This is a genomic window from Tsukamurella pulmonis, from assembly GCF_900103175.1.
Taxonomy (GTDB): domain Bacteria; phylum Actinomycetota; class Actinomycetes; order Mycobacteriales; family Mycobacteriaceae; genus Tsukamurella; species Tsukamurella pulmonis.
In genome coordinates this window covers 2,963,936-2,987,776 of the sequence record NZ_FNLF01000002.1, presented here as the reverse complement: position 1 = coordinate 2,987,776, position 23,841 = coordinate 2,963,936, and the positions used below count along the sequence as shown (strand labels likewise).

Below are 23,841 nucleotides of genomic sequence, written 5' to 3'. Positions count from 1 at the left end.
AGCGCTGCCCGAACGGTTGCAGCGCGTCCACATGGTGGGCATCGGCGGTGCCGGCATGTCGGGCATCGCCCGGATCCTGCTCGCCCGCGGCGGCCAGGTGTCGGGCTCCGACGCCAAGGAGTCGCGCGGCGTGATCGCCCTGCGTGCCCGCGGTGCCCAGGTCCAGGTGGGCCACAGCCCCGAGGCGCTCGACCTGCTGCCCGGCGGCCCGACGGTGGTCGTGACCACCCATGCGGCCATCCCCAAGGACAACCCGGAGCTGGTCGAGGCCCAGCGCCGCGGAATCCCCGTGATCCTGCGGCCCGAGGTGCTCGCCGACCTCATGGACGGCTACCGCACCCTGCTGGTGAGCGGCACCCACGGCAAGACCTCCACCACGTCGATGGCGGTCGTGGCCCTGCAGCACTGCGGCGCCAACCCGTCCTTCGCGGTGGGCGGCGAGCTCAACGAGTCGGGCACCAACGCCTTCCACGGCACGGGCGACGTCTTCGTCGCCGAGGCCGACGAGTCCGACGGCTCGCTGCTGCAGTACGCGCCCGACGTGGTGGTCGTCACCAACGTCGAGGCCGATCACCTCGACTTCTTCGGCTCGGAGGAGAAGTACGTCGCGGTCTTCGACGCCTTCACCGAGCGGATCCGCCCCGGCGGCACCCTGGTCGTGTGCCTCGACGACCCAGGTTCGGCGGCCCTCGCGCAGCGGACCCACGCCACGCTGCGGGCCCGTGGCGTCCGCGTGCTCGGCTACGGCGAGGGCGTGCGCCCGGACCTCGCGCCGGACGTACCGCTCGCCGCGCAGCTGATCGACTACAAGCCGCGTGCCGAGGGCGGCATGCTCAAGGTGCGCTTCACCGACGACGACGGTGCCGTCACCGATCGGGCGCTCCTGCTCGGCGTGCCCGGGAAGCACATGGCGCTCAACGCGGTCGCCGCGACGCTCGCCGTGGCCGCGACCGGTTTCCCGATGGCGAAGGCGATCGCGGGCATCGAGGCGTTCGGCGGGGTGCACCGCCGGTTCCAACTCCGCGGCACCGAGCAGGGGGTGCGCGTCTTCGACGATTACGCGCACCACCCGACCGAGGTCCGTGCCGTCCTGACGGCGGCCGCCGAGATGGTGGCCAAGCAGGCGGGACCGGGCCGGGTCGTCGTCGCCTTCCAGCCCCATCTGTACTCGCGCACCGAGCAGTTCGCGGCCGAGTTCGCGGAGGCGCTCAGCCTGGCCGACGAGGTCGTGGTGCTCGACGTCTACGGCGCGCGGGAGGATCCGCTGCCGGGAGTGACGGGGGAGCGGATCGCCGAGAAGGTGACCGCCTCCGTGCGGTACGTGCCCATCCAGGCCGAGGTGGCGGGCGTGGTCGCCGGCCTCGCGCACGCCGGCGACGTGGTGATCACCATGGGCGCGGGTGATGTGACGATGCAGGCGCCGACCATCCTGAACGCACTGGCGCAGCGCGCCGCCGAGGCGGGCGCGTGAGCGCTCCCGTGCGCAGGCGCGTGCCGGGTCTGCGGCGCCTGCTGCTGATCCTGCTCGCGCTGGTCGTCGTGGGCGCTCTCGCGGCCGCGGCGTACTTCTCGCCGGTGCTCTCCGCGCGCGACGTGTCCGTGACCGGCGCGACGAACGCCCCGGCCGATCAGGTCGCGAAGGTGGTGGAGCCGCTCAAGGGGCGCCCGCTGCTGCAGATCACGCCCGGGCAGCGCGATGCGTACGCCGCGCAGGTGATCGCGGTGAGCCCGTGGATCGATCGCGCGACCGTGACGGTGTCCTATCCGTCGACGCTGGTCGTCGAGGTGACCGAGCGCGAGGTCGTGGCCTACGCGCAGCGTCCGGCCGGCACGGTGCTCGTGGACGCGAAGGGCGTGCCGTTCATCAAGGTGGGGGAGCCGCCGATCCTCACCCCGAAGCTGACCGTCGACGATCCGAAGTCGGACGACCCGGCGACGACGGCCTCGATCGCCGTCCTGAAGTCCCTGCCGCCCGATCTGCACGGGCAGGTCGTCGAGATCGGCGCGGATTCGCCGGCCAACGTGCGATTCGTGTTGCGCGACAAGCGGGTCGTGTACTGGGGCGACGCCTCGCGGGCCGACGCGAAGACCGCGGCGCTGCGCATGGTGCTCACCCGTCCGGGCAAGGAGTTCACCGTGATCAATCCGGACATGCCGACCACGCGCTGAGTGTGCGCTTGCGCTCACCGAGAACGTTTTTCCCCGACACGCCCACGCGCTTGCAGGGCAAGCGGCGCACCGCCCTCTACCTTGGTTTCAGACCAGCTACTTGACATAACTTTAAGCCTTCTGTTGAGGTTTAGGGTTCGTCTCGAAGCACAGATTTCACATCCATGGGAAGGCGAAACATGACCGCCGCGCACAACTACCTCGCCGTAATCAAGGTCGTCGGCATCGGCGGCGGCGGCGTCAACGCCGTGAACCGGATGATCGAACAGGGGCTCAAGGGCGTCGAGTTCATCGCGATCAACACCGACGCACAGGCACTCATCATGAGCGACGCCGACGTCAAGCTCGACGTGGGCCGCGACTCGACCCGGGGCCTCGGCGCCGGCGCCGATCCCGAGGTGGGCCGCAAGGCCGCCGAGGACGCCAAGGACGAGATCGAGGAGCTCCTCAAGGGCGCCGACATGGTCTTCGTCACGGCGGGCGAGGGTGGCGGCACCGGTACCGGTGGCGCCCCCGTCGTCGCGAGCATCGCCCGCAAGCTGGGCGCGCTCACCGTCGGTGTCGTGACCCGTCCGTTCACGTTCGAGGGCGCCCGCCGCGGCAAGCAGGCCGAGCAGGGCATCACCTCGCTGCGCGAGTCCTGCGACACGCTCATCGTGATCCCGAACGACCGCCTGCTGCAGCTCGGTGATGTCAGCGTCTCCGCGCTGGACGCGTTCAAGAGCGCCGACGAGGTGCTCCTCAACGGTGTCCAGGGCATCACCGACCTGATCACCACGCCGGGCCTGATCAACGTCGACTTCGCGGACGTCAAGAGCGTCATGTCCGGCGCCGGCAGCGCCCTCATGGGCATCGGCTCGGCGCGGGGCGAGGGTCGCGCGCTCAAGGCCGCCGAGGCCGCGGTGAACTCGCCGCTGCTCGAGACCTCGATGGAGGGCGCGCACGGCGTGCTCATGTCCATCGCCGGTGGCAGCGACCTGGGCCTGTTCGAGATCAACGAGGCCGCGTCGCTGGTGCAGGGCGCCTCGCACGAGGACGCGAACATCATCTTCGGCACCGTGATCGACGACAACCTCGGCGACGAGGTGCGGATCACCGTCATCGCGGCCGGCTTCGACGGGGGCGCGCCCGCGCGTCGCCCGGTCACCCGGATCGGCGGCCAGCACACGGCCCCCGAGCCGGCCGCCGCGGAGCCGGAGGAGCGTCGGGGCAACCCGTTCGGCGCCCGCCCGGCGCGCGCCAACGACCCGTTCGCCGCAGGCCCCGCCGGCCGCGAGTCGCGGCCGGACGACGACTTCGATCTCGACGTCCCCTCGTTCCTGCAGAACCGCCGCTGAACGATCTTCTGCCGACGGCGCTTCCGGCTCTGCCGGGGGCGCCGTCAGTAGTCTTGTGCCATGACTGAACCCGCGAACGCTCCTGTCCCTGCGCACCGGGTCCGGCGGGTGACCACCACCCGCGCGGGCGGTGTCTCGCAGGCCCCCTACGACACCTTCAACCTCGGCGATCACGTCGGCGACGATCCCGCCGCGGTGGCGGCGAACCGGCTGCGCCTCGAGCGCGAGATCGGCGTCGAGCCCGGCCACGTCGTCTGGATGGAGCAGATCCACAGCCGCACCGTCACCGTCGTCGACGGTCCGCGGGACGAGCCCGTGGAGGCCACCGATGCGCTCGTGACGACGGTGCCGGGGCTCGCCCTCGCCGTGCTCACCGCCGACTGCGTGCCGGTGCTCCTCTCGGACGACGAGGCCGGGGTGCTCGCGGCCGTGCACGCGGGGCGCGTCGGCGCCCGGATCGGCATCGTGCCCGCCGTGGTCGAGGCCATGCGGGACCTCGGCGCGCGCCCCGAGCGGATGGGCGCGTTCCTCGGGCCCGCCGCCAGCGGTGCCCAGTACGAGGTGCCCGCGTCGATGGCGGCCGATGTGGACAAGCACCTGCCCGGCAGCCGGTGCCGCACCGCGAAGGGCACCGACGGTCTGGACCTGCGGGCGGGCATCCGCCGGCAGCTCGAGGGTCTGGGGGTGGCCGGCGTCGCGGTGGACCCGCGCGACACCATCACCGACCCCACCCTGTTCTCGCACCGCCGTGGTGCGCCGACCGGACGGCTCGCCTCCGTGATCTGGATCGACACGGCGAAATGACATCGATGGGATTCGTGCGCGTGTCGGAACCGCGTTTCGCGCGCCACGCCCACTAATCTCACTTCCATAACGACAGTCACAACCGTCACACCAGCCCATGCAGGCGCCGAGGAAGGGCAAAGATGAGCACTCTGCACAAGGTCAAGGCGTACTTCGGGATGGTTCCGCTGGACGCCTACGACGACGGATACGTCGACGAGGGCGTCCCGCAGCCGCGCGGGCGCCGCAGCCTCGACGACGACTTCGACGACTACCGCGCGGACTACCGCGGTGACCGCGGCTACGCCTACGACGGCCGCCTCGCCGACGAGTACGACGCGTACCAGCCCGCCTACGACGACGGCTACGCCGCTCGTGGCGCCGGCTACGACGACCGGTACGACCGCGGCTACCGCGAGCCCGCCCGGCCCTCGCTGCCGCGCCTGGAGCCGCTGCGGGACGCCTCGCGGTCGGTCGCCCCGTCCACCCGTGGCGCGCTGGCGATGGACACCCGTGCCGACGTGCTGAGCCAGGAGAACCCGATGTCGCGCATCACCACCCTGCGTCCCACCTCGTACGAGGAGGCGCGCACGATCGGTGAGCGCTTCCGCGAGGGCATCCCGGTGATCATGGACCTCACCGCGATGGACAACGCCGACGCCAAGCGTCTCGTCGACTTCGCCGCGGGCCTGACGTTCGCGCTGCACGGCTCCTTCGACCGGATCACCACCAAGGTGTTCATGCTGGCCACGGCCGATGTCGACGTGACGGAGGAGGACCGGGCCCGCATCGCGGAGACCGGCTTCTACAACCGCTGACGAATTCGGGCAGACTGTACCGGTGCAAGCATTCTGGGTCGTCGTCTACACACTGCTCTCGATCTTCTGGTTCCTTCTGATCGTCCGGCTCGTGGTCGAGGTGGTGAAGTCCTTCGCGCGCGAGTGGTTCCCCTCGGGGATCGTGGCCGTGATTCTCGAAGCAGTGTTCACCGTCACGGATCCTCCGCTCAAGGCTCTCCGGAAGGTGTTGCCTTCGCCGCAGCTCGGACCGATCCGGCTGGATCTGTCGTTCATCGTGCTGTTTCTGCTGGTCGCGGTCGCGCAGCGGATCGTCGCGGGGCTGGCCGTCTAGCCTCGGTCGCCGGCGCGACGCGTGCAGGAACCGGACATTTCATTGCGTGATTGTTGGGTGATGAGGAACAAACGGGTCTGGTGTGACAGGATGTGCACTAGTTACAGTGTTGGTCCGAGTGACTTGAGATCTGTCGAGCAGCCGAATTGAGGGGAAACGACCTATGAAGCTGACACCCGCCGACGTGCGGAACGTGGCGTTCAGCAAGCCGCCTATCGGAAAGCGCGGCTACAACGAGGACGAGGTGGATCAGTTCCTCGATCTGGTCGAGACCGAGCTCGCTCGGCTGATCGACGAGAACAACGATCTGCAGCAGCGCAACGCCGAGCTCGAGCGCGAGCTCGGTGAGGCCCGCGCCGGTGGCGGCGAGCAGCCGTCGGCCGACAGCACCGTCGCCTTCGCGTCGCCGACGCCGAACGCGCCGGCCGTCGCCGAGCCGGCTCCGGCCGCCGCTGCCGCGGCGCCGGCCACCACCGAGGAGGCGCACGTGCGCGCCGCCAAGGTGCTCGGCCTCGCGCAGGAGACCGCCGACCGCCTCACGAGCAACTCGCGCTCCGAGGCCGAGAAGCTGGTCGCGGATGCGCGCGCCCAGTCGGAGGCCATGGTCACCGACGCCCGGCAGAAGGCCGAGGCCATGGTGGCCGACGCCCGCCAGCGCTCCGATGCGCTGCTCGCCGATGCCCAGACCCGCTCGGAGAACCAGCTGCGCCAGGCGCAGGAGCGCTCCGACGCTCTGCAGGCCGAGGCCGAGACGAAGCACACCGAGATCATGACCACCATCAACCAGCAGCGCACGGTGCTGGAGGGTCGGATCGAGCAGCTCAAGACCTACGAGCGCGAGTACCGCACCCGCCTCAAGACCTACCTCGAGGGGCAGCTCGAGGAGCTGCAGTCGCTGCGCAGCGCCGCTCCGGTCGATCACGGCCAGGGTCGCGGTGGCGACTTCAACGATCCCGGCAACGCCGCCGGCGGCAACCAGCAGTACAAGTAGGCGCTGGTACCTGCCGGTACTAGGGCGGAGTTGTCATGCTGCTAGCCGCACTGGGGGCGACGATCATCGGGTTCATCCTGTTGATCGTCGCCCTGGTCACGGCCAATCTCTGGCTCGCGATCGCCTGCGTCGTGGTCTCGGTGGTGGGCGTGGGCCTGCTCCTCGGCGACGTTCTCACCTATCGCCGCGGTGACCGCGACAAGGCCGACGCCGAGCGTGGCCGCGCGTGGAGCCCGGGGGACCGATCGGACGACGATCGGGACGAAGGTGACGCGGCAACCGCCGCCGCTGCGCCGGCGGCGCAGCCCGAGAGCGATCCGGAGGAGCTCGACGACGCCGCTCGCGAGGCCGGCACCGTCGGGCACGAGGAGTTCGGTCGTCACGACGCCCCGGCGGAGGACGACGACGCCCGCCCCACGACCCAGTTCGTGCTGGGGCCGCTGGGCGGCCCGACGGGCTGGGAGCACGAATCGCCCGCCGACACCGACGACGAGGCCACCCGTGGCCTGTTCGCCCCGGGCAAGTACGACCCGGACATGACCGATCAGATCCCGCAGATCCGGATCGATCAGGCGTGGGGTTCGGAATGGACCCCGCCGCAGGAGCCGGAGTCGGGATCGGAACATCCCGACGGGAAATGACGTTGCACCGAGCGCTATTGTTGGTGCTAGCACTGCGTTGATCCGGCCATCACCGGGGAGCATCCGGAAGAAACGGTTCCCGTTCGCGGGGCCGGACTAGAACCGGACGGGTGGGCCCGTCACAGCCTTCGAGAAAGAGGCGCCGCCCGTGCGGCGCAAGCGGGGTGGTACCGCGGTCACCGGCTACAGGGCCGGGAATCGTCCCCGTGCTGGTAGTAACGGCACGAGGAGCCCACCGTGAGTGACAAGCGCCCCTATCCGCTGGTCGACATGACCCGCGACGATGCGAGCCCCGCGAAGACGGGCACCCCGTCGTTCCCCGATCTCGAGGAGCGGGTGCTCGCCTACTGGGCCGAGAACGACACGTTCCGCAAGACGATCGCGAACCGCGCGGAGGCCGAGGAGTTCGTCTTCTACGACGGTCCGCCCTTCGCCAACGGCCTGCCCCACTACGGCCACCTGCTCACCGGCTACGTCAAGGACCTCGTCCCGCGCTACCAGACGATGCGCGGCAAGAAGGTGGACCGCCGCTTCGGGTGGGACACCCACGGCCTGCCCGCCGAGCTCGAGGCCGAGCGCCAGCTGGGGATCAAGGACAAGTCCGAGATCGAGACCATGGGCGTGGAGAAGTTCAACGACTACTGCCGCACGTCGGTGCTGCGGTACACGGAGGAGTGGCGCCAGTACGTCACCCGCCAGGCCCGCTGGGTGGACTTCGACAACGACTACAAGACGCTCGACCTGGACTTCATGGAGTCCGTCATGTGGGCGTTCAAGACCCTGCACGAGAAGGGCCTGATCTACCAGGGCTACCGCGTGCTGCCGTACTCCTGGTACGAGCAGACGCCCCTGTCGAACCAGGAGTCCAAGCTCGACGACGCCTACAAGATGCGGCAGGACCCGGCGGTCACCGTCGGGATGCCGTTGCGCACCAAGGGCACTCCGCTCGAGGCGCTCGACGGTGTCGAGGCCCTGATCTGGACCACCACGCCGTGGACGCTGCCCTCGAACCTCGCGATCGCCGTGCATCCCGATCTGGACTACGTGCACGTCATCGGCGCGGACGGCAAGGACTACCTGCTGGCGGAGGCGCGCCTGGGCGTGTACGCCCGCGAGCTCGGCGAGGAGCCGGAGGTCAAGGGGCGCTACAAGGGCCGCGAGCTGGAGTTCGCCGCGTACGAGCCGCCGTTCGACTTCTTCGCCGGACACCCGAAGGCGCACGTGACGCTGCTCGCCGACTACGTGACGACCGATTCCGGTACCGGCGTGGTGCACCTCGCGCCCGCGTTCGGTGAGGAGGACATGGACCTCGCCACCGGCAAGTACGGCATCGAGGTCGTGCAGCCGCTCGACCCGGGCGGCAAGTTCACCTCCGCGGTCCCGCCGTACGAGGGGCTGCAGGTCTTCGACGCGAACCCCGTCATCGCCAAGGACCTCAAGGCCAAGGGCCGGCTGCTGCGGCACGAGACCATCGAGCACAGCTACCCGCACTCGTGGCGCTCGGGTCAGCCGCTGATCTACATGGCCGTACCCTCGTGGTTCGTCGAGGTCACCAAGATCATCCCGCGCATGCTGGAGCTGAACCAGGACATCACCTGGAACCCCGCGCACATCCGCGACGGCCAGTTCGGCAAGTGGGTCGAGGGCGCGCGCGACTGGAACATCAGCCGCAACCGGTACTGGGGCGCCCCCATCCCGGTGTGGGTGTCCGACGATCCCGCGTACCCGCGCGTGGACGTGTACGGCTCGCTGGACGAGCTGGAGCGCGACTTCGGCGTGCGCCCGACCAACCTGCACCGCCCGTACATCGACGAGCTGACCCGGCCGAACCCGGACGACCCGACCGGGAACTCGACGATGCGCCGCGTTCCCGAGGTGCTGGACTGCTGGTTCGAGTCGGGCTCGATGCCCTTCGCGCAGGTGCACTACCCGTTCGAGAACCGGGACTGGTTCGACACGCACTTCCCGGGCGACTTCATCGTCGAGTACAACGGGCAGACCAAGGGCTGGTTCTACAACCTGCACGTGCTCGCGACGGCGCTGTTCGACAGCGCCGCCTTCCGCACGGTCGCGGCGCACGGCATCGTGCTCGGCCACGACGGACTCAAGATGTCGAAGTCGAAGCGGAACTACCCGGACGTCAACGAGGTGTTCAACCGCGACGGTTCCGACGCCATGCGCTGGTTCCTCATGGCGTCGCCGATCCTGCGCGGCGGCAATCTCGTGGTCACCGAGCAGGGCATCCGCGACGGTGTGCGGCAGACGCTGCTGCCGCTGTGGAACGCCTACTCGTTCCTGCAGCTGTACGCGGAGCGGCCGGCGACGTGGCGGACGGATTCCGAGGACGTGCTGGACCGGTACATCCTCGCGAAGCTGGCGCAGACCCGCGACGCCATGACGGAGGCGCTGGACGCCTGCAACATCGCCGACGCGTGCGAGGAGCTGCGCCTGTTCGTCGACGCACTGACCAACTGGTACGTGCGCCGGTCGCGCTCGCGGTTCTGGGAGGGCGCCGACACGGGGGCCTTCGACACGCTCTACACCGTGCTGGAGACCACCTGCCGGCTCGCGGCGCCGCTGCTCCCGATGGCCACCGAGGCGATGTGGCGCGGCCTCACGGGCGGCGATTCGGTGCACCTGACCGACTGGCCGTCGGCGTCCGAGCTCCCGGCCGATCCCGAGTTGGTCGCGGCGATGGACGAGGTCCGCGACGTCTGCTCGGTCGCCTCGTCGGTCCGCAAGGCGAACAAGCTGCGCGTGCGGCTGCCGCTGCACACGCTGACCGTGGCCGGGCCCGGTGCGGAGAAGCTCGCGCCGTTCGCGTCGATCATCGCCGACGAGGTGAACGTGCGCGACGTGCAGGTCTCGGGCGACGCCGATCAGTACGGCCGCGTCGAGATCGCGGTCAACGCGCGCGCCGCCGGCCCGCGCCTGGGCAAGGACGTGCAGACGGTGATCAAGGCCGTGAAGTCCGGGGACTACGAGCTGGTCGACGGTGCCGTCGTCGCCGCGGGCATCGCGCTGCAGGACGGCGAGTACACCCGCAAGCTGGTCGCCGCGGCCCCCGACTCCACCGCGGAGCTGCCCGACGGTGCCGGCCTCGTCGTGCTCGATCTCTCGGTCGACGCCGAGCTCGAGGCCGAGGGCTGGGCGAAGGACCGCATCCGGGAGCTGCAGGAGGCGCGGCGCTCCGCGGGCCTCGACGTGAGCGACCGGATCTCCCTCGTGCTCGACGTGCCCGCCGAGAATCTGGCTGCCGCGCAGGCGCATCGCGAGCTGATCGCGGGCGAGGTGCTGGCCACCTCGCTCGAGTTCGCGCCGCTCGAGAAGGACGTGGACGCCGTCGAGCTCGGTGACGGGGTCCGGGCCCGCCTCACCCGCGCCTGAGCCGGATTGAACCGTGTAGCCCACTGTAGCGATCAACGCTACAGTGGGCTCATGGCTCGAGTGATCGCGCAACGCGAGCTGCGCAACGACAACGCGGCGGTGATGAAGTCCGTTGAGGCGGGGGAAACCTTCGTGGTGACCCGCAACGGGACCCCGGTCGCCGAGCTGCGCCCGGTGCCCGTGGGTCGGCGCATGTTCGTCCGCCGAGCGGATCTGCGGAACGCGCTCGGAGCGGGCGTGCACATCGACGCCGAGGCGTTCCGTGCTGATGTGGATGCCCTGGCCGACCAGGAGCCGTGGTGACCGCACCGGGCCTGCTCGACGCCTCTGTGCTCATCGCCGTGCCGGAAGTCATCGATCTGATGCCGGAGATCACCGCGATCGCCGCCATCACGGCGGCGGAGCTCGCCGCCGCACCGCACCTGACGTCGGATCCGATGGAAGCCGCGCGGCGGCAACTGCGACTGCAGGAGGTGACCGCGGTGTACGAGCCGATCCCGTTCGACGCGGCGGCCGCCGCGAGCTACGGGTTGATCGCCGCGGCGGTGTCCCGTCGCGGGCGAACGCCTCGCCGTCGGCTCGCCGACCTGCTGATCGCCGCGACCGCCCACGCGCACGGGCTCGACGTCTACACGCGCAACCCGGACGACTTCGCGGGCCTCGACGATCTCGTCCGCGTCGTCGCGGTCTAGTCGTGTCCGACGATCGCAGCGCCCGATGGGTCCTGCACTTCGACATGGACGCCTTCTTCGCGTCCTGTGAGCAGCTGACCCGACCCACGCTGCGCGGGCGTCCCGTGCTGGTGGGCGGGCTCGGCGGGCGCGGCGTGGTCGCGGGCTGCTCGTACGAGGCACGGGTCTTCGGCGCGCGCTCGGCGATGCCGATGCACCAGGCGCGCAGGCTCGTCGGCGCGAGCGCCGTGGTGCTCCCGCCGCGGGGCGCGCTGTACGGCACCATCAGCCGCCGGGTGTTCGGTGCCGTCCGCGAGCTCATCCCCGTGGTGGAGACGCTGTCCTTCGACGAGGCCTTCGGCGAGCCGGCCGAGCTCGCCGGGGCCTCCACGGCCGAGGTGATCGCCTTCGCGGAGGAGCTGCGCGCGCGGATCATGGCCGAGACGGGGCTCGTCGCCTCTGTCGGCGCGGGGGCGGGGAAGCAGGCCGCGAAGATCGCGTCCGGGCTCGCCAAGCCCGACGGGGTGTCCGTCATCCCGCCCGCCGCGCAGGAGTCGCTGCTCTACCCCCTGCCCGTGCGCAAACTCTGGGGCATCGGCCCGGTGGCGGGGGAGCGATTGTCTCGGTTGGGGATCGACACCATCGGGCAGTTCGCGGCGATGAGCGAGGTCGAGGTGGTCTCGGTCCTCGGCGTCACCCTGGGGCCGGCGCTGCACCGGCTCGCTCGCGGCGAGGACGACCGGCCCGTGGCGGTGAACGGCGAGGCGAAGTCGATCAGCGCCGAGCACACCCTCGAGACGGACGTGACCACGATGACCGCGCTGCGCCGCGAGATCGATCGGAGCGCCGAGCACGCCCTGCGGAGGCTGCGTCGTGACGGGCGCGGGGCGCGGACCGTCGTGCTCAAGCTCAAGCGGTCCGACATGTCCCTGCTCACCCGGTCCGCGACGCTCCCGTCCGCCACCACCGACGGTGCCGTGCTCACCGCGACGGCCCAGCGGCTCGCGCTCGACCCCATGGAGATCGGCGGCCTCCGGCTCGTCGGGGTGGGCTTCTCGGGGCTGAGCAGCGTCGAGCAGTTCACGCTCTTCGGGGACGAGAGCGACACGGCCACTGCTGTTTCCGAGGCCGATGACGCCACCGCTCCCGAGCCCGACGCGAGCGAGGCGAACGCGGTGGTCGGGTGGCGACCCGGTATGGACGTGCTGCACCCCGAGTTCGGCCACGGCTGGGTGCAGGGCGCCGGGCACGGCGTGCTCAGCGTGCGGTTCGAGACCCGCACTTCCGGTCCGGGGCGCATGCGCAGCTTCAAGGTCGACGCCCCCGACCTCCGCGAGGCCGACCCGCTCGACTCCCTCGACTGGCCCGCCGAGCACCTGCGGACCGACGATGAGGACGACTGAGCTCATGCCGCGGCCCTGAGGTCGGCGGGCATGTCCCAGTTCCACGGCTCGTCATCGTCGTGTTCGGAGAGAAGGGCTTCGAGGGTCGGTGGACCGTGCGGACCGTCGAGGATCGCGGCGATGTCGTCGTGGATGGAACCGACGCACTCCCGGTACCGCACCCGCAGTTCTTCCGCGCGCCAGAGGTTCCGGAGCTCCGCGATGCGGGCGTTCCAGCGTTCGAGGGCGCGGCGATAGAGCTCGTCGGTGTGGTGCTTGTGGTTCACCCGGTGCTCGTGGGTCGTATCGGCCGTGCGGCGCCATCCGGTGCGGCCGGCGTACTCGCCCTGACGGACCGTGATCGTCTCCCAGCCCCGCGGGAAGTCACCGGTCGTGGGTACCACCTTCCCGTGGTGGGCGTCGCAGGCGAGAGTGAGACAGGTGATGTCCGTGGCGCCGCCGTCGGCCCACTCGGTGATGTGGTGCACTTGGCAGCGCGTGGCCGGGGCGTCGCATCCGGTTGCCGTGCAGCCCTTCTCGGACCCGTACAGCGCGATCCGCTGATCGGCGGAGGCGAGCCGCTTCTCCCGACCCAGGAACAGCGGGCGCGAGGCGAGGTCGAGAACCAGGACGTACTTCGGGTTCGCGCCCATCATCCGCAGCGCGTCCTCCACGGGCAGCCGCCCGCCGGTCGCGGTGGTGGCGATGCCCGTCTCGGTTTCCAACTGATCGATGCCGAGCGTGATGATCGGCACGCACGGCAGGCCGCGATGCTGCCCGAGCTCGCCGGAGGCGATCGCGATCCGCAACGCGGTGACCAATGCGTCGTGATTGCGCTGCACAGTGGTGCGGTGATCGCGCTTCGCCGCCGCCGTGACAGCGTCCTGATCGGTGAGGTCCACGGGATCGTCCGCATCCGCAGGATTGTTCACCCCCGGCCGCGCGAGCTTCTCCAGGATCGTGTCCAGGAGCGCACGCCCCTCGGGGGAGAGGTCACCGGCGAACGGGCTCATCAGATCGTCGTCCTGCCGGCCCACGCTGAGCCCGCGGGCGCGGGCGATCGTATCGGAATCCGGTTCGGCCCCATCGGGATCGAGATGTGCCAAGGCGCGGGCGCCGATGACGGCGAGATCCTCGGGCGTGACGTCCGCGGCGGCGGTGACCAGCACGTCTTCGAGGACGGCTACCTGATCGGGTCGGATCTTCCTGCGGCACTTCGCGAAGACGCTCTCGATCGCGAGGGCGTGCCGGTCCGAGATCGTGCCGTCGCGCTGCGCTGCGGCGGTCAGTGCGTAGCGGGGCTCCGGATTGAGGCCGTGTCCGTGCTGCGGCGCGCGGTCCCGCGCCCCGTGGATGCGATCACGGGCCTCACCACCGGCGAGCCGCAGCCGCTGCACCAGCAGTTCCTTCATCCCGGTGTAGCCCAGCTGCGCCGGTAGACCCTGCTCTACGGCGACCTGAGTGAGCAGATGCTGGCTGTACGGCGCCTTCCGAGCGGCGGCCTCCAGGCGCTCCAGCGCAGCCAGTACGTCCTGCGAATCCAGCATGACCGGGTCGGCCTGCGCGAGCCTTTCGGCTGCCTGTTCGAACGAGGTGAGTGCGTCGAGATACTCCGCTGCAGTGCAGGTAGCGGTATCCATGGCGTCCCTCCTTGGATCAATTCTATCTCGATGTTCGACCTTTTTCTAGATCAAATCGACAAGACATTCGATAAGGTGAGAGGCGTCTGATGGCGGGCAGGTGGGCTCAGTGGCCTTCGGACAGCAGTCCGCGCAGGCGCTCCAGGTCGGCGAGAACTGTCGCGCAATCCCGGTCGAAGTCGGTGTCGCTCGCGCCGAGTCGTCGCACGGTGAACAGGATCTCGGCGCCCTCGGGGTGGACGAGTACCCGTAGCGGATTGTTGACGACGGTGCCGTCGGGCAGCGTCACGTCGTGGTCCAGCACGCCGAAGTCGTTGTCCGGAGCGAATCGCACCCGCACCTGCCCCATCGGTGAATCGGTGATCAGGTCCTCGCCGTCCACCCGCAGGCCGGTCGCCAGCCCGGCGGCCCACTGGACGAGGTTCGCCGGATCGCGGGCGTACTCGTACACCTCCGCCGCGGGGCGGGGGATCACGACGCCGATGTGGCGGGATTCCTCGGCCATGTCGCCACGCTACCGGTGGTCGCGGTGCGCGTCGAGAGCGGTCCTGAATCATGCAAGGGAAACTCGGTATCCGTTATGGTGCACGAATGGGGAGTCGATTCACACAGCAGAACAGTCAGGTGCCGGAGCGGTTGAGGGACGGGACGTTGGTGCGGAAGCTGCCCGACGACATGGTCCGGGCAGCCTCGCTCCTCGTCTACCCGGGCTACTTCACGGCGGCGCGGGTCGCGGAGGTGCTCGAGACCGCCGGGGCCACCCGCGCGGAGGCGCGGGACGCCGTGCGTGCCGCACGCACGAACTATCAGGCGCATCTCGATCGATCGGAGGGCGACGGGGATTGGGTGCGGTTCGACGCCGCATGCGAGGCCATCGCGACACAAGGAATCCTGGTGCGGCACAACTTCACCTGCTGCCGAACCTGCGCCGACGCCGAGATCGGCGACGACCGCACGGACGAATGGGGCTACGTCTTCTTCACCCAGCAGGACGCCGAGACCCTGGCGTATGCGGAGGCGTCCGTCTACCTCGGCTACGGATCCTTCGGCCCGTCGCCGTCGATCGACCCCGCTGAACTCGCGAGCGCCCACGGCGACGATGCCCGGATGTCCGAGCTCTACGAGCGCACCTTCGACGATCTCGCCGCGGCGATCACCTCGGCGCTCGATGCGCAGGGCCTGCGGTACGACTGGGACGGCGATACCGGCACGCGAATCCAGGTCGTCGGGATGGACTGGCGCAGGCCGCTTCCGGATGACCGTGATGCGGCCGAGCCTGGACCGACCATCGAACCGCGCCGACGGGGCTTCGGCTTTCGGCTCTGATCGGCGGGCGGCGCGGAGGGGCGCCGCTCGGCCCGTCGGACCCGCGCGGCACAATCCGGGGCGAATACGCACTCGGGTCGCGACGACGGGAGGACGACAGTGGCGCCGATACTCGACGGGATTGTGGTCGCGGACCTCAGCCGCGTGCTGGCGGGGCCACTGGTCACGGTGATGCTCGCGGACCTCGGGGCCGACGTGATCAAGGTCGAGCGCCCCGGCGCGGGTGATGACACGCGCCGCTGGGGCCCGCCGTGGACCGCGCGGACCAGCGCCTACTTCGAGTCGGCCAACCGGTCCAAGCGCAGCGTGGAATTCGACCTCGATGATCCGGACGACCGTGCCGCAGCCCGGGCCCTGATCGCGCGCGCCGACGTGCTCGTCGAGAACTTCCGCACCGGTGCGCTCGACGCGAAGGGCTTCGGCGCCGCCGAACTCGCGGAACTGAACCCACGGCTGATCCACTGCTCCATCACCGGATTCGGCTCGGGGGAGGGCGCCGCACTCCCCGGCTACGACTTCCTGGTCCAGGCCGTCGGCGGCCTGATGAGCATCACCGGCGAACCCGAGGGCGACCCGATGAAGGCGGGCGTCGCCCTCGTCGATGTCCTGACCGCCAAGGACGCGGTCGCCGGCGTGCTCGCCGCACTCTACGAGCGGGAACGGTCGGGCCGCGGACAGCGCGTCGAGGTCAATCTCCTGTCGTCCCTGCTGGGTTCGCTCGCCAACCAGGGCGCCACCTTCCTCGCGACCGGCGAGGCACCGTCGCGCCTCGGCAACACCCACCCGTCGATCGCGCCGTACGAGACGTTGCGCTGTCGTGACGGGCTGCTCGCCGTGGCCTGCGGCAACGACGGCCAGTTCGCGCGACTCGCCGCCACCGTCGGCCTGACCGGCCTCGACGCGGACCCGAGGTTCGCGACCAACCCCGAGCGCGTCCGCAACCGCGCCGAACTGGTCCGCCTGCTCGAGGGCGCCCTCGCCGAGGAGACGGCGCAGACGTGGGCGGATCGCCTCACCGGGGCCGGCGTCCCGGCCGGCACCGTCGGCGACATCGGCTCGGGCTTCGCGCTCGCCGAGCGCCTCGGCCTGGCTCCGCGCGTGCCCGTCGGGGAGGGCGCGATCGACCAGGTGCGCAACCCGATCCGCTTCTCCCGCACGCCCATCACCGACTACCGGCGCCCGCCGGCCCTCGGCGAGCACACCGACGCGGTGCGGGCGGAACTGGCGCAGGACTGAGCCCTACCGCCCCAGGTAGGCGCCGATCCACCGCGGGCCCACACCCGCCGCCAGCAGCGCGAGCAGCACGATCCGGGCCTGCCCGGGCCGCAGCCGGCGCGACAGCAGCGCACCGGCCGAGACCAGATCGGCCGCGCCGCCGCCCCCGCCGTACGCGGCGTCCACGGCGCCCGCCGCGATCCGGGTCGACACGACCACCACCACGCCGGCGTCGATCGCCCGGCGCACGGCGTCCGCCAGCGCGACGGTGGTGTTGCCGCTCCCGGTGCCCGCGAGCACGATCCCGCGCGCGCCGGCGGCCACCGCGGCGTCGACGAGCGCACCATCGGCGCCCGGATAGGAGGCCACCACGTCCACCCGGACGTCCGCGATCGGTGCCGCCTTGGTGAGTAGGCGGTGCGGCGCGGTGCCGCGCAGCTCCGCCACCGGCAGGCCGCCCGCGAAGGGCTGCGGCGCGGTGGTCGAGACCTTCGCCAGGCCGCGCACCGTCTGCACCTGTCCGGCGAACGACAGCAGCACCCCCAGCCCGCGGTGGGCGGGATCCGCCGCTACCGCGATCGCCTCCGCGAGGTTGGCGGGCCCGTCGGCGGTGGGGGAGTCCGCGGGGTGCTGCGCGCCGGTGAAGACCACGGGCCGCGGGTCGGCGTGGCTGAGGTCCACCAGCAGCGAGGTCTCCTCCATCGTGTCGGTGCCGTGCGTCACCACGACCCCGGCCACGTCGGGCGAGGCGAGGGCGTCGGCGACGGCGGCACGGATCTCGTCGAGCTGGTCGAGCGTCAGTGCGGAGGAGTCCACGGCGGTCACATCGCGCACCGTCACGGTGACTCCCTGCACGCCGCCGGCGGCGGCGAGCAGGTCGGCGCCGCCGTCGGCGGGGACCGCGGCACCGGAATCGTCGTGACGGCTGGCGATGGTGCCGCCGGTGGCGAGCACGATCACTTCTGGCATGCGAGCAGCATCGCACGCCGGTCGCGGGGCGGGGTGGCGCACCGCGCCGCGTTTGGCATAGTGGAGGCGGCGAAGCAGCGGCCGGACGGAGGTGGATTCACGATGCGCGGACGGGTACTCATGGCCCCTGCCGCGGTGCTCGTGGGTCTGGCCTGCGCGGCCTGCGGCACCGACGGTGGCGAGGCGCGCTCGAGCGCACCGTCGCCCGCCTCGATCCAGGTCACCGAGGCCCCGTCGACCACGCCGGACCGCGCGCCCTCCACGCAGCAGCTCGACGAGATGCTCACCCGGGCGGTCGACCCGCAGGTCCCGCTCGAGGACAAGATCCAGCTGGTCCAGGGCGCGACCCCGGCCGACGGACCGCTGTTCGACGAACTGGTCAAACTCCGACAGGACAACCCGCAGGTGAGCTGGAACATCAGCCGCCCCGTGCTCGAGCAGCCCGGCTTGGCCAAGGCCCAGTTCTCGGTGCTCATGGGCGGCACGAACCAGCTGGCCTACGCCTCCCTGGCCTTCGACGACGGCCGCTGGAAGCTGCAGAAGTCCTACGCCTGCCAGATGATCACGCAGGTCGGGCGCGATTCGCCCTCCTGCCACTGACGCCCGGCGCGGCTACCGCGGCCCGAACCGGTAGACGCTGCCCGTCTTCTGCGTGAGCTTCTTCGCCGGATCGTCGCCCACCAGGGTGCGCCCGCCCTCGAGCTGCACACCGCCCTGCCCGAAGGCGCGCGCGGGATCGATCTCGACGGTGCCGTTGCCCTCCGAGGTGTAGCTCTCGATGGTCAGGGTGCTGTCGCTGCCGGGGACCCGGAAGACGGAGTCGTCGGGCGACTCGTCCACCTTCGCCTTGAGTTCCGGCCGTTCGACGGTGCCGGCCAGCGTCACCTGCATGGTCTGCGTCAGCGTGCTGTCGGCCCGGATCGCTCGCGTCACCGTCCACGTGGCGCCCGGCGCGACCGGCTCGGCGGGCAGCGGCACCAGGCGCAGGAAGGTCTGCAGCAGCGCCTGCTCGAATGCGGACTGCGCCTCGGAGGAGACCTCGGGGGGCGCCGCCAGCGTGAACGAGCGCACCTCGCCGCTCGGTGCCATCCGCACGCGCGCAACGGAACCGGCTTCGACCTCGAGAGCCTTGGTGGTGGCGGTGTCGGTCGAGCGCGGGGCGTCGAAGAACAAGTAGACGTTGAGCGGGTCCGCGCACGTGGGCTGCGCGGTGAAGGGCAGCGTCACGTCGCGGTTGCCGCCCGTGGGCTGCTCGCCGGCCACCTGGGAGACCTGCAGCGAGTTGGTGAACAGTGAGTACTGCGCCACGGCGGTGGGGCGGATCGTCAGCGCGCGCCCGGCGCCCGCGCCCGGCGTATCCAGCACCGCCTTCGCCTGCGGCACGTCGACGGTGACCGCGTGGCCGGGGAGCTCGGGCGGTGCGGAGGTGCAGCCCGCCGCCGGGTCGGGGGCGGCCACCGACTGCCGCGCGGGTGCCGAGGACGACGCACCGGCGCCGCCCGAATCACCCCCGCCGCACCCCGCGAGGGCCGCGCCGAGCGCCACCGTCGACACCGCCACCACCGGGACCAGCCGCAACCGCTTGCCATGCACACCGCCACCGTAGTGGATGATGGAGTCATGGATTCCCCCGCAACCGCACGGCCGAGCTGGTATCGGAACCCGCGCATTCTCCTGGCGGTGGTCGCGGTCGTGGTCTTCCTGATCGACCTCGCGGCCAAGACCACGGTCGTCCGGCACATGACGTACGGGGAGACGATCCACGTGCTCGGCCCGTTCAGCCTCCACTTCGTGAAGAACCCGGGCGCGGCCTTCTCCATGGCCACCGGCTACACGTGGGTACTCACGCTGATCGCCGTCGCCGTGGTGGCGTGGATCGTCCGGATGGGCTCCAAGCTGACCTCGCTGCCCTGGGCACTCGGCCTCGGCCTGGTGCTCGGCGGCGCGCTCGGCAACCTCGCCGATCGGATCTTCCGCGCGCCCGGCGTCTTCCGCGGGCACGTCATCGACTTCTTCTCCGTGGGCGACTGGTTCCCCGTGTTCAACACCGCCGACAGCGCGATCAGCGTGGCCGCCGTGCTGCTCGTCGGGCTCACGCTGTTCGGGCGCGATCCCTACGAGGGCTTCGGCGAGAAGCGCCCCCGCACGTCGGAGAAGTCCACGACCGCCGGCACCACCGGATCGGAGGCGACCGATGCGTGAGTCGCGCACCATGCCCGTCCCCGACGGGCTCGACGGCCTGCGGGTGGATGCGGGCGTCGCCCGCCTGCTCGGGCTCTCGCGGACCGTCGTCTCCGAACTGGCGGCCGAGGGCTCCGTCACGCTCGACGGGGTCGCGGTCGGCAAGTCCGACAAGCTGCACGCCGGCGCGCTGCTCGACGTGACGCTGCCCGAACCCGCCCGGCCGCTGGAGATCGTGGCCGAGCCCGTGCCGGGCATGACCGTGCTCTACTCCGATGACGACATCGTGGTCGTCGACAAGCCCGTGGGCGTCGCCGCGCACGCCTCCGTCGGCTGGACCGGCCCGACGGTGATCGGCGGCCTCGCCGCCGCGGGCTTCCGCATCTCCACCTCGGGCGCACCCGAACGCCAGGGCATCGTGCACCGCCTCGACGTGGGCACCTCCGGCGTCATGGCCGTCGCCGTCTCCGAGCGCGCCTACACGGTGCTCAAGCGGGCGTTCAAGCAGCGCACCGTCGACAAGCGCTACCACGCGCTGGTGCAGGGCCACCCGGATCCGCTCTCCGGCACCATCGACGCGCCGATCGGCCGGCACCGCAGCTCCGACTGGAAGTTCGCGGTCACCAAGGACGGCAAGCCGTCGATCACGCACTACGACACGATCGAGGCCTTCCAGGCCGCGACGCTGCTCGACGTGCACCTCGAGACCGGACGCACGCACCAGATCCGCGTGCATTTCGCGGCCCTGCACCATCCCTGCTGCGGCGATCAGACCTACGGCTCCGATCCGGTGCTCGCCAAGCGGCTCGGCCTCGACCGGCAGTGGTTGCACGCCCGCACGCTCGGCTTCACGCACCCCACGAAGGGGGAGTACGTGGAGTTCACCTCGCCCTACCCCGACGATCTGCAGCACGCCCTGGACGTCCTGCGCGACGCGTGAGCCGCGCCGGGAGCGCCCGCGGGGCGGCGGGCTGGGTCGCGCTGCTGGTCGTCGCGGTCGGACTCGCCTTCTGGCTCGGGTCCGAGACCCCGACGCGGTCCGCGCGCCCCGACGGTGACCGGCTCGGCCCGCAGTCGGGGCAGGCCGTCGCCGAGTACCTCGCGCAGGCGCGGGACTCGCTGGCCGCCGCGCCCGCGGCCGAGCGCCGCTGGGCACTGGTCTCCCCGGTCGCGGAGTGGACGCCCGACGAGGTGTGGGACCGGGCCGCCGGCCTCGACCGCGTGGGCCGCGTGCTGGTCCGCGTGCGCATCCCCGGCGTCGCGACCCCCACCGCGACGGTGCCGCCGGGGCAGAGCGCGGAGGGAGTGCGCGCCGTGAACGAGCTTGCGGCGCTGGCGATGCCCGGCCTCGTGGCCGACGGCGATCGGGGTACGGCGATCGCGCGGGTGACCGCGTCCCGGTTGCGCGCCGGTGCGCCCGCGGTGATCGGCGTCGTGGTGTGGGGCACGGGCGAGGCCCTGCGTTCCGTCGCCGGGCGTCCCGGCGTGCGTTCCGTGCAGGTGCTGCCCCGCGAGGGGGCGCGCTTCGGCGTCTCCGCCCTGCTCCCGTCGTACCGGGACGTCTCCACCCCCGGGCCCGACGACCGCCCGGTGCCCGCGCGGTGAGGTCCTCGCTCGTTTGCAATGTAGAGCAGGCTATCCTAAGCTGATGAAGCGGCAGTGGGCGGTTGTCCTGGTGGGTGCGGTGCTGGCGGTCGGTGGCTGTTCCGGCGGCGGCGGGGACGGTAGTGCCTCGTCGGAGACCCGGAGCGTGACGCACGCGCGCGGCACGACCCAGGTGGTCCAGCACCCGCAGCGCGTCGTGACGCTGGAACCGCTCGAGCTCGATACCGCGGTGGCCCTGGGTATCACGCCGGTCGGCGCGGCCGTCGCCAGCAACGTGACGACCATGCCCGCCTATCTCGGCGTCGACGGCGTCGACGCGGTCGGCACCGTCCCTGAACCGAACATCGAGAAGATCGCGGCACTCAAGCCCGACCTCATCCTCGGCACCGAGGCGCGTCACGCGGCGCTGTACGAGCGCCTGAGCAAGGTCGCTCCGACGGTGTACATCAAGACTCAGGCCGATCCGTGGCAGGACAACGCACGCGCGATCGGCGACGCACTGAACCGGAGGGCTGACGTCGACCAGCTGCTCGCCGAGTACAACGCGCGGTGTGCCGCGATCAAGGCGGAGTTCTCTCTCGCCGGGAAGACGGCACAGTTCATTCGGCCGCGCAGCTCCCAACTGAGCCTGTACGGCCCCACGTCCTTCGCCGGCAGTGCCCTGCAGTGCGTGGGCTTCACGATTCCTCCGCGGGACTGGGCGGACGGGATTCAAGCGGACATCTCCTTGGAGAACCTGTCGACGGCGCAGGCGGACTACGTCTTCGTCCCGTCGCAGAAGCCGGGGGACGCGTCCTCGATCCCCGTGGAGATCCGCGACAACCGCGCCTGGTTCCCTCGGGTGTCCGTCGTGGACACCGCCTACTGGGTCTCCGGAGTCGGTCCGAAGGGCGGCGGCATGGTTCTCGATGACATCGAGAGAATCCTGCGCGAACAGCGCTGACGGCCCAGGATCGGTGGCGACGGAGATTGATCTCACGATGTGAGAAAGCTCTCCGTGATCGCGGAGTGATTCCGCGTCATCGCGAACTAGCGTCGAAGGCATGGCAACCGTGCATCGCAGCAGTGGATTCATCGCCCTCCCGGCGCGTGCGCTGTGGGACGTGCTCGTCGACCTGGAGCGCCTGCCGCGCTGGCAGCCCTTCGTCACGCAGGCCCCGCTGCGCGACCCCGTCGGCCTGGGCGCCCGCCTCGACTGGGTGCCGGACCTGCGCGGGGCGTGGGTGCACCGCCGATTCGCGGCGCCCGCCGTGGTCACCGAGTTCGCACCGGAGCGCGCCCTCGCGCTCACGCAGGACGAACCCGCCGGGACGACCGTGCTGCGCTGGACGCTGCGCCCGGCCGAGGGCGGCACCGTCGTCGAGCAGAGCGTGCGCTCGGACGGGGCGTCCGGCCCGCTCTTCGACCGCATGGTCGCCCGGCGGTTCGCCGCCGATGCCGACACCTCCCTCGCGCGTCTCTCCATGCTCGCCGGGCCGCCCCGCGCGGCGGACCCGCTCCACGTCGTCATCGCGGGCGGCACCGGGGCGCTCGGCCGGCGGGTGGCCGCGGACCTGGTCCGGCGCGGGCACGCGGTCACGATCCTCACCCGCTCGATCCGCGCCGACCTGCCCTACCCGCAGGTCACATGGGACGGGCGCACCGTCGGCGCGTGGGCGGCCGTGCTCGACGGCCCGAACACGGCGGTGATCAACCTCGCGGGCAAGCTCGTGGACTGCCGGCCCACGGCGGCGAACATCGCCGCCCTCACCGCGAGCCGGGTCGACGCCACCCGGGCCCTCGTCGAGGCGGCCCGCGGCAAGGACGTCCGCCGCTGGGTGCAGGCGAGCACCACGGCGATCTGGAGCGACGCGGGGGAGCGGTGGTGCACCGAGGACACCCCGCTGCCCGAGCCGGGGCTGCCGCAGATGACCGGGGTCGCGCGACCGTGGGAGGAGGCCGCCCGCGACGCCGGGGCCGCCCATCGCACGATCCTGCGCACCTCGATCGTGCTGGACACCGACTCGCCCGCGATGGCGAAGATGGTCGGCGTCACCAAGGCCTTCCTCGGCGGCAGTCTGGGCGACGGCCGGCAGTGGTTCAGCTGGATCCATCGCGACGACTGGCTCGCCGTGGTCCGGGCCGGGCTCGGGATCGAGCCGGGCGTCGACCTGCCCGACGGGGTGGTCGTCGCGGCCGCACCGAACCCCGTGCGCAACGCCGACCTGATGCGCGCGCTGCGCCGCCACCTGCACCGTCCGCCGGCCCCGCCGACGCCCGCGCCGCTGCTCGCGCTCGGCGCGATCGGGATGCGCAGCGATCCCGCGCTCGGTCTCACCGGGCGCCATGCGACGTCGACGGTGCTGCCCGCCGCCGGCTTCGCCTTCGCGCACCCGACTCTCGACGGGGCCCTGGACGACCTGCTCGGCTGAGG

At 71.3% G+C, this 23,841-nt stretch carries 24 protein-coding genes; 20 read left to right on the top strand and 4 right to left on the bottom strand.

Annotation, left to right across the window (positions count from 1 at the left end):
* The first annotated feature begins 31 nt into the window (after positions 1-31).
* From murC to BLQ62_RS14585, 12 genes are all read left to right on the top strand, one after another.
* Entirely contained in the window at positions 32-1,471 is a 1,440-nt protein-coding gene (gene murC / locus BLQ62_RS14640) for a UDP-N-acetylmuramate--L-alanine ligase (protein WP_068568931.1), read from the top strand.
* The gene (locus tag BLQ62_RS14635; protein WP_082756910.1) at positions 1,468-2,169 is read left to right on the top strand and encodes a cell division protein FtsQ/DivIB; all 702 of its coding nucleotides are present in this window, start codon (positions 1,468-1,470) and stop codon (positions 2,167-2,169) included. Before murC ends, BLQ62_RS14635 begins: the two co-directional genes overlap by 4 nt.
* Before the next feature lie 179 nt (positions 2,170-2,348).
* Positions 2,349-3,506 (top strand): cell division protein FtsZ, encoded by a 1,158-nt coding sequence (gene ftsZ / locus BLQ62_RS14630; RefSeq protein WP_068534095.1) that lies wholly within the window; start codon positions 2,349-2,351, stop codon positions 3,504-3,506.
* 60 nt (positions 3,507-3,566) lie between these two features.
* Complete coding sequence (gene pgeF, locus BLQ62_RS14625) at positions 3,567-4,310, top strand: peptidoglycan editing factor PgeF (RefSeq protein ID WP_068534094.1); 744 nt, start codon at positions 3,567-3,569, stop codon at positions 4,308-4,310.
* A gap of 122 nt (positions 4,311-4,432) precedes the next feature.
* On the top strand, positions 4,433-5,107 hold the full coding sequence (locus tag BLQ62_RS14620) for a cell division protein SepF (RefSeq protein ID WP_068534091.1): 675 nt from the start codon (positions 4,433-4,435) through the stop codon (positions 5,105-5,107).
* A 22-nt stretch (positions 5,108-5,129) separates the two neighbouring features.
* On the top strand, positions 5,130-5,420 hold the full coding sequence (locus BLQ62_RS14615; protein ID WP_068534089.1) for a YggT family protein: 291 nt from the start codon (positions 5,130-5,132) through the stop codon (positions 5,418-5,420).
* Positions 5,421-5,583: 163 nt separating this feature from the next.
* The gene (gene wag31 / locus BLQ62_RS14610; RefSeq protein ID WP_068534087.1) at positions 5,584-6,411 is read left to right on the top strand and encodes a DivIVA-like cell division protein Wag31; all 828 of its coding nucleotides are present in this window, start codon (positions 5,584-5,586) and stop codon (positions 6,409-6,411) included.
* 35 nt (positions 6,412-6,446) lie between these two features.
* On the top strand, positions 6,447-7,052 hold the full coding sequence (locus tag BLQ62_RS14605; protein WP_068568676.1) for a hypothetical protein: 606 nt from the start codon (positions 6,447-6,449) through the stop codon (positions 7,050-7,052).
* Between the two features lie 270 nt (positions 7,053-7,322).
* A complete protein-coding gene (ileS, locus tag BLQ62_RS14600) occupies positions 7,323-10,439 on the top strand; it encodes an isoleucine--tRNA ligase (RefSeq protein ID WP_068568929.1) in 3,117 nt (1,038 codons plus the stop codon).
* Between the two features lie 51 nt (positions 10,440-10,490).
* Positions 10,491-10,742, top strand: coding sequence for a type II toxin-antitoxin system Phd/YefM family antitoxin (locus BLQ62_RS14595; protein ID WP_068568674.1), 252 nt, complete (start codon positions 10,491-10,493; stop codon positions 10,740-10,742).
* Complete coding sequence (locus BLQ62_RS14590) at positions 10,739-11,131, top strand: PIN domain-containing protein (RefSeq protein ID WP_231857746.1); 393 nt, start codon at positions 10,739-10,741, stop codon at positions 11,129-11,131. The genes BLQ62_RS14595 and BLQ62_RS14590 overlap by 4 nt, the downstream gene beginning before the upstream one ends.
* A gap of 44 nt (positions 11,132-11,175) precedes the next feature.
* Positions 11,176-12,513: a DNA polymerase IV gene (locus tag BLQ62_RS14585; protein WP_068568928.1), complete on the top strand. Its 1,338-nt coding sequence runs from the start codon at positions 11,176-11,178 to the stop codon at positions 12,511-12,513.
* A 2-nt stretch (positions 12,514-12,515) separates the two neighbouring features.
* Here the strand turns inward: BLQ62_RS14585 and BLQ62_RS14580 are convergent, their stop codons facing one another.
* Positions 12,516-14,132, bottom strand: a complete 1,617-nt coding sequence (locus BLQ62_RS14580) for an HNH endonuclease signature motif containing protein (RefSeq protein ID WP_068568670.1) — start codon at positions 14,130-14,132, stop codon at positions 12,516-12,518.
* 106 nt (positions 14,133-14,238) lie between these two features.
* On the bottom strand, positions 14,239-14,637 hold the full coding sequence (locus BLQ62_RS14575) for an SRPBCC family protein (RefSeq protein ID WP_068568668.1): 399 nt from the start codon (positions 14,635-14,637) through the stop codon (positions 14,239-14,241).
* Between the two features lie 86 nt (positions 14,638-14,723).
* Between BLQ62_RS14575 and BLQ62_RS14570 the strand changes: the two genes are divergently transcribed.
* Together BLQ62_RS14570 and BLQ62_RS14565 are read left to right on the top strand one after the other, a co-directional pair.
* The gene (locus BLQ62_RS14570) at positions 14,724-15,458 is read left to right on the top strand and encodes a DUF6891 domain-containing protein (protein ID WP_133298538.1); all 735 of its coding nucleotides are present in this window, start codon (positions 14,724-14,726) and stop codon (positions 15,456-15,458) included.
* 99 nt (positions 15,459-15,557) lie between these two features.
* Complete coding sequence (locus tag BLQ62_RS14565; protein WP_068568666.1) at positions 15,558-16,694, top strand: CaiB/BaiF CoA transferase family protein; 1,137 nt, start codon at positions 15,558-15,560, stop codon at positions 16,692-16,694.
* Positions 16,695-16,697: 3 nt separating this feature from the next.
* On the opposite strand, the gene BLQ62_RS14560 is transcribed toward BLQ62_RS14565, so the two are convergent.
* A complete protein-coding gene (locus BLQ62_RS14560) occupies positions 16,698-17,642 on the bottom strand; it encodes an asparaginase (RefSeq protein ID WP_068568664.1) in 945 nt (314 codons plus the stop codon).
* A gap of 102 nt (positions 17,643-17,744) precedes the next feature.
* On the opposite strand from BLQ62_RS14560, the gene BLQ62_RS14555 reads away from it, so the two are divergent.
* Positions 17,745-18,242, top strand: coding sequence for a WKL family lipoprotein (locus BLQ62_RS14555; RefSeq protein ID WP_133298537.1), 498 nt, complete (start codon positions 17,745-17,747; stop codon positions 18,240-18,242).
* A gap of 12 nt (positions 18,243-18,254) precedes the next feature.
* Here BLQ62_RS14555 and BLQ62_RS14550 read toward each other — a convergent pair whose 3' ends face one another.
* A complete protein-coding gene (locus BLQ62_RS14550) occupies positions 18,255-19,235 on the bottom strand; it encodes a hypothetical protein (protein ID WP_139184211.1) in 981 nt (326 codons plus the stop codon).
* Between the two features lie 27 nt (positions 19,236-19,262).
* On the opposite strand from BLQ62_RS14550, the gene lspA reads away from it, so the two are divergent.
* The 5 genes from lspA (at position 19,263) to BLQ62_RS14525 (ending at position 23,839) form a co-directional block, all read left to right on the top strand.
* Positions 19,263-19,844 carry a signal peptidase II gene (gene lspA / locus BLQ62_RS14545; protein ID WP_068568661.1) on the top strand — a complete coding sequence of 194 codons (582 nt, stop codon included), beginning with the start codon at positions 19,263-19,265 and terminating at the stop codon, positions 19,842-19,844.
* Entirely contained in the window at positions 19,837-20,763 is a 927-nt protein-coding gene (locus tag BLQ62_RS14540; protein WP_068534066.1) for an RluA family pseudouridine synthase, read from the top strand. Before lspA ends, BLQ62_RS14540 begins: the two co-directional genes overlap by 8 nt.
* Positions 20,760-21,428: a hypothetical protein gene (locus tag BLQ62_RS14535; RefSeq protein ID WP_068568659.1), complete on the top strand. Its 669-nt coding sequence runs from the start codon at positions 20,760-20,762 to the stop codon at positions 21,426-21,428. The genes BLQ62_RS14540 and BLQ62_RS14535 overlap by 4 nt, the downstream gene beginning before the upstream one ends.
* A 43-nt stretch (positions 21,429-21,471) precedes the next feature.
* Positions 21,472-22,371 (top strand): ABC transporter substrate-binding protein, encoded by a 900-nt coding sequence (locus BLQ62_RS14530; RefSeq protein ID WP_082756907.1) that lies wholly within the window; start codon positions 21,472-21,474, stop codon positions 22,369-22,371.
* 100 nt (positions 22,372-22,471) lie between these two features.
* The gene (locus tag BLQ62_RS14525) at positions 22,472-23,839 is read left to right on the top strand and encodes a DUF1731 domain-containing protein (protein WP_068568658.1); all 1,368 of its coding nucleotides are present in this window, start codon (positions 22,472-22,474) and stop codon (positions 23,837-23,839) included.
* Positions 23,840-23,841 lie beyond the last annotated feature (2 nt).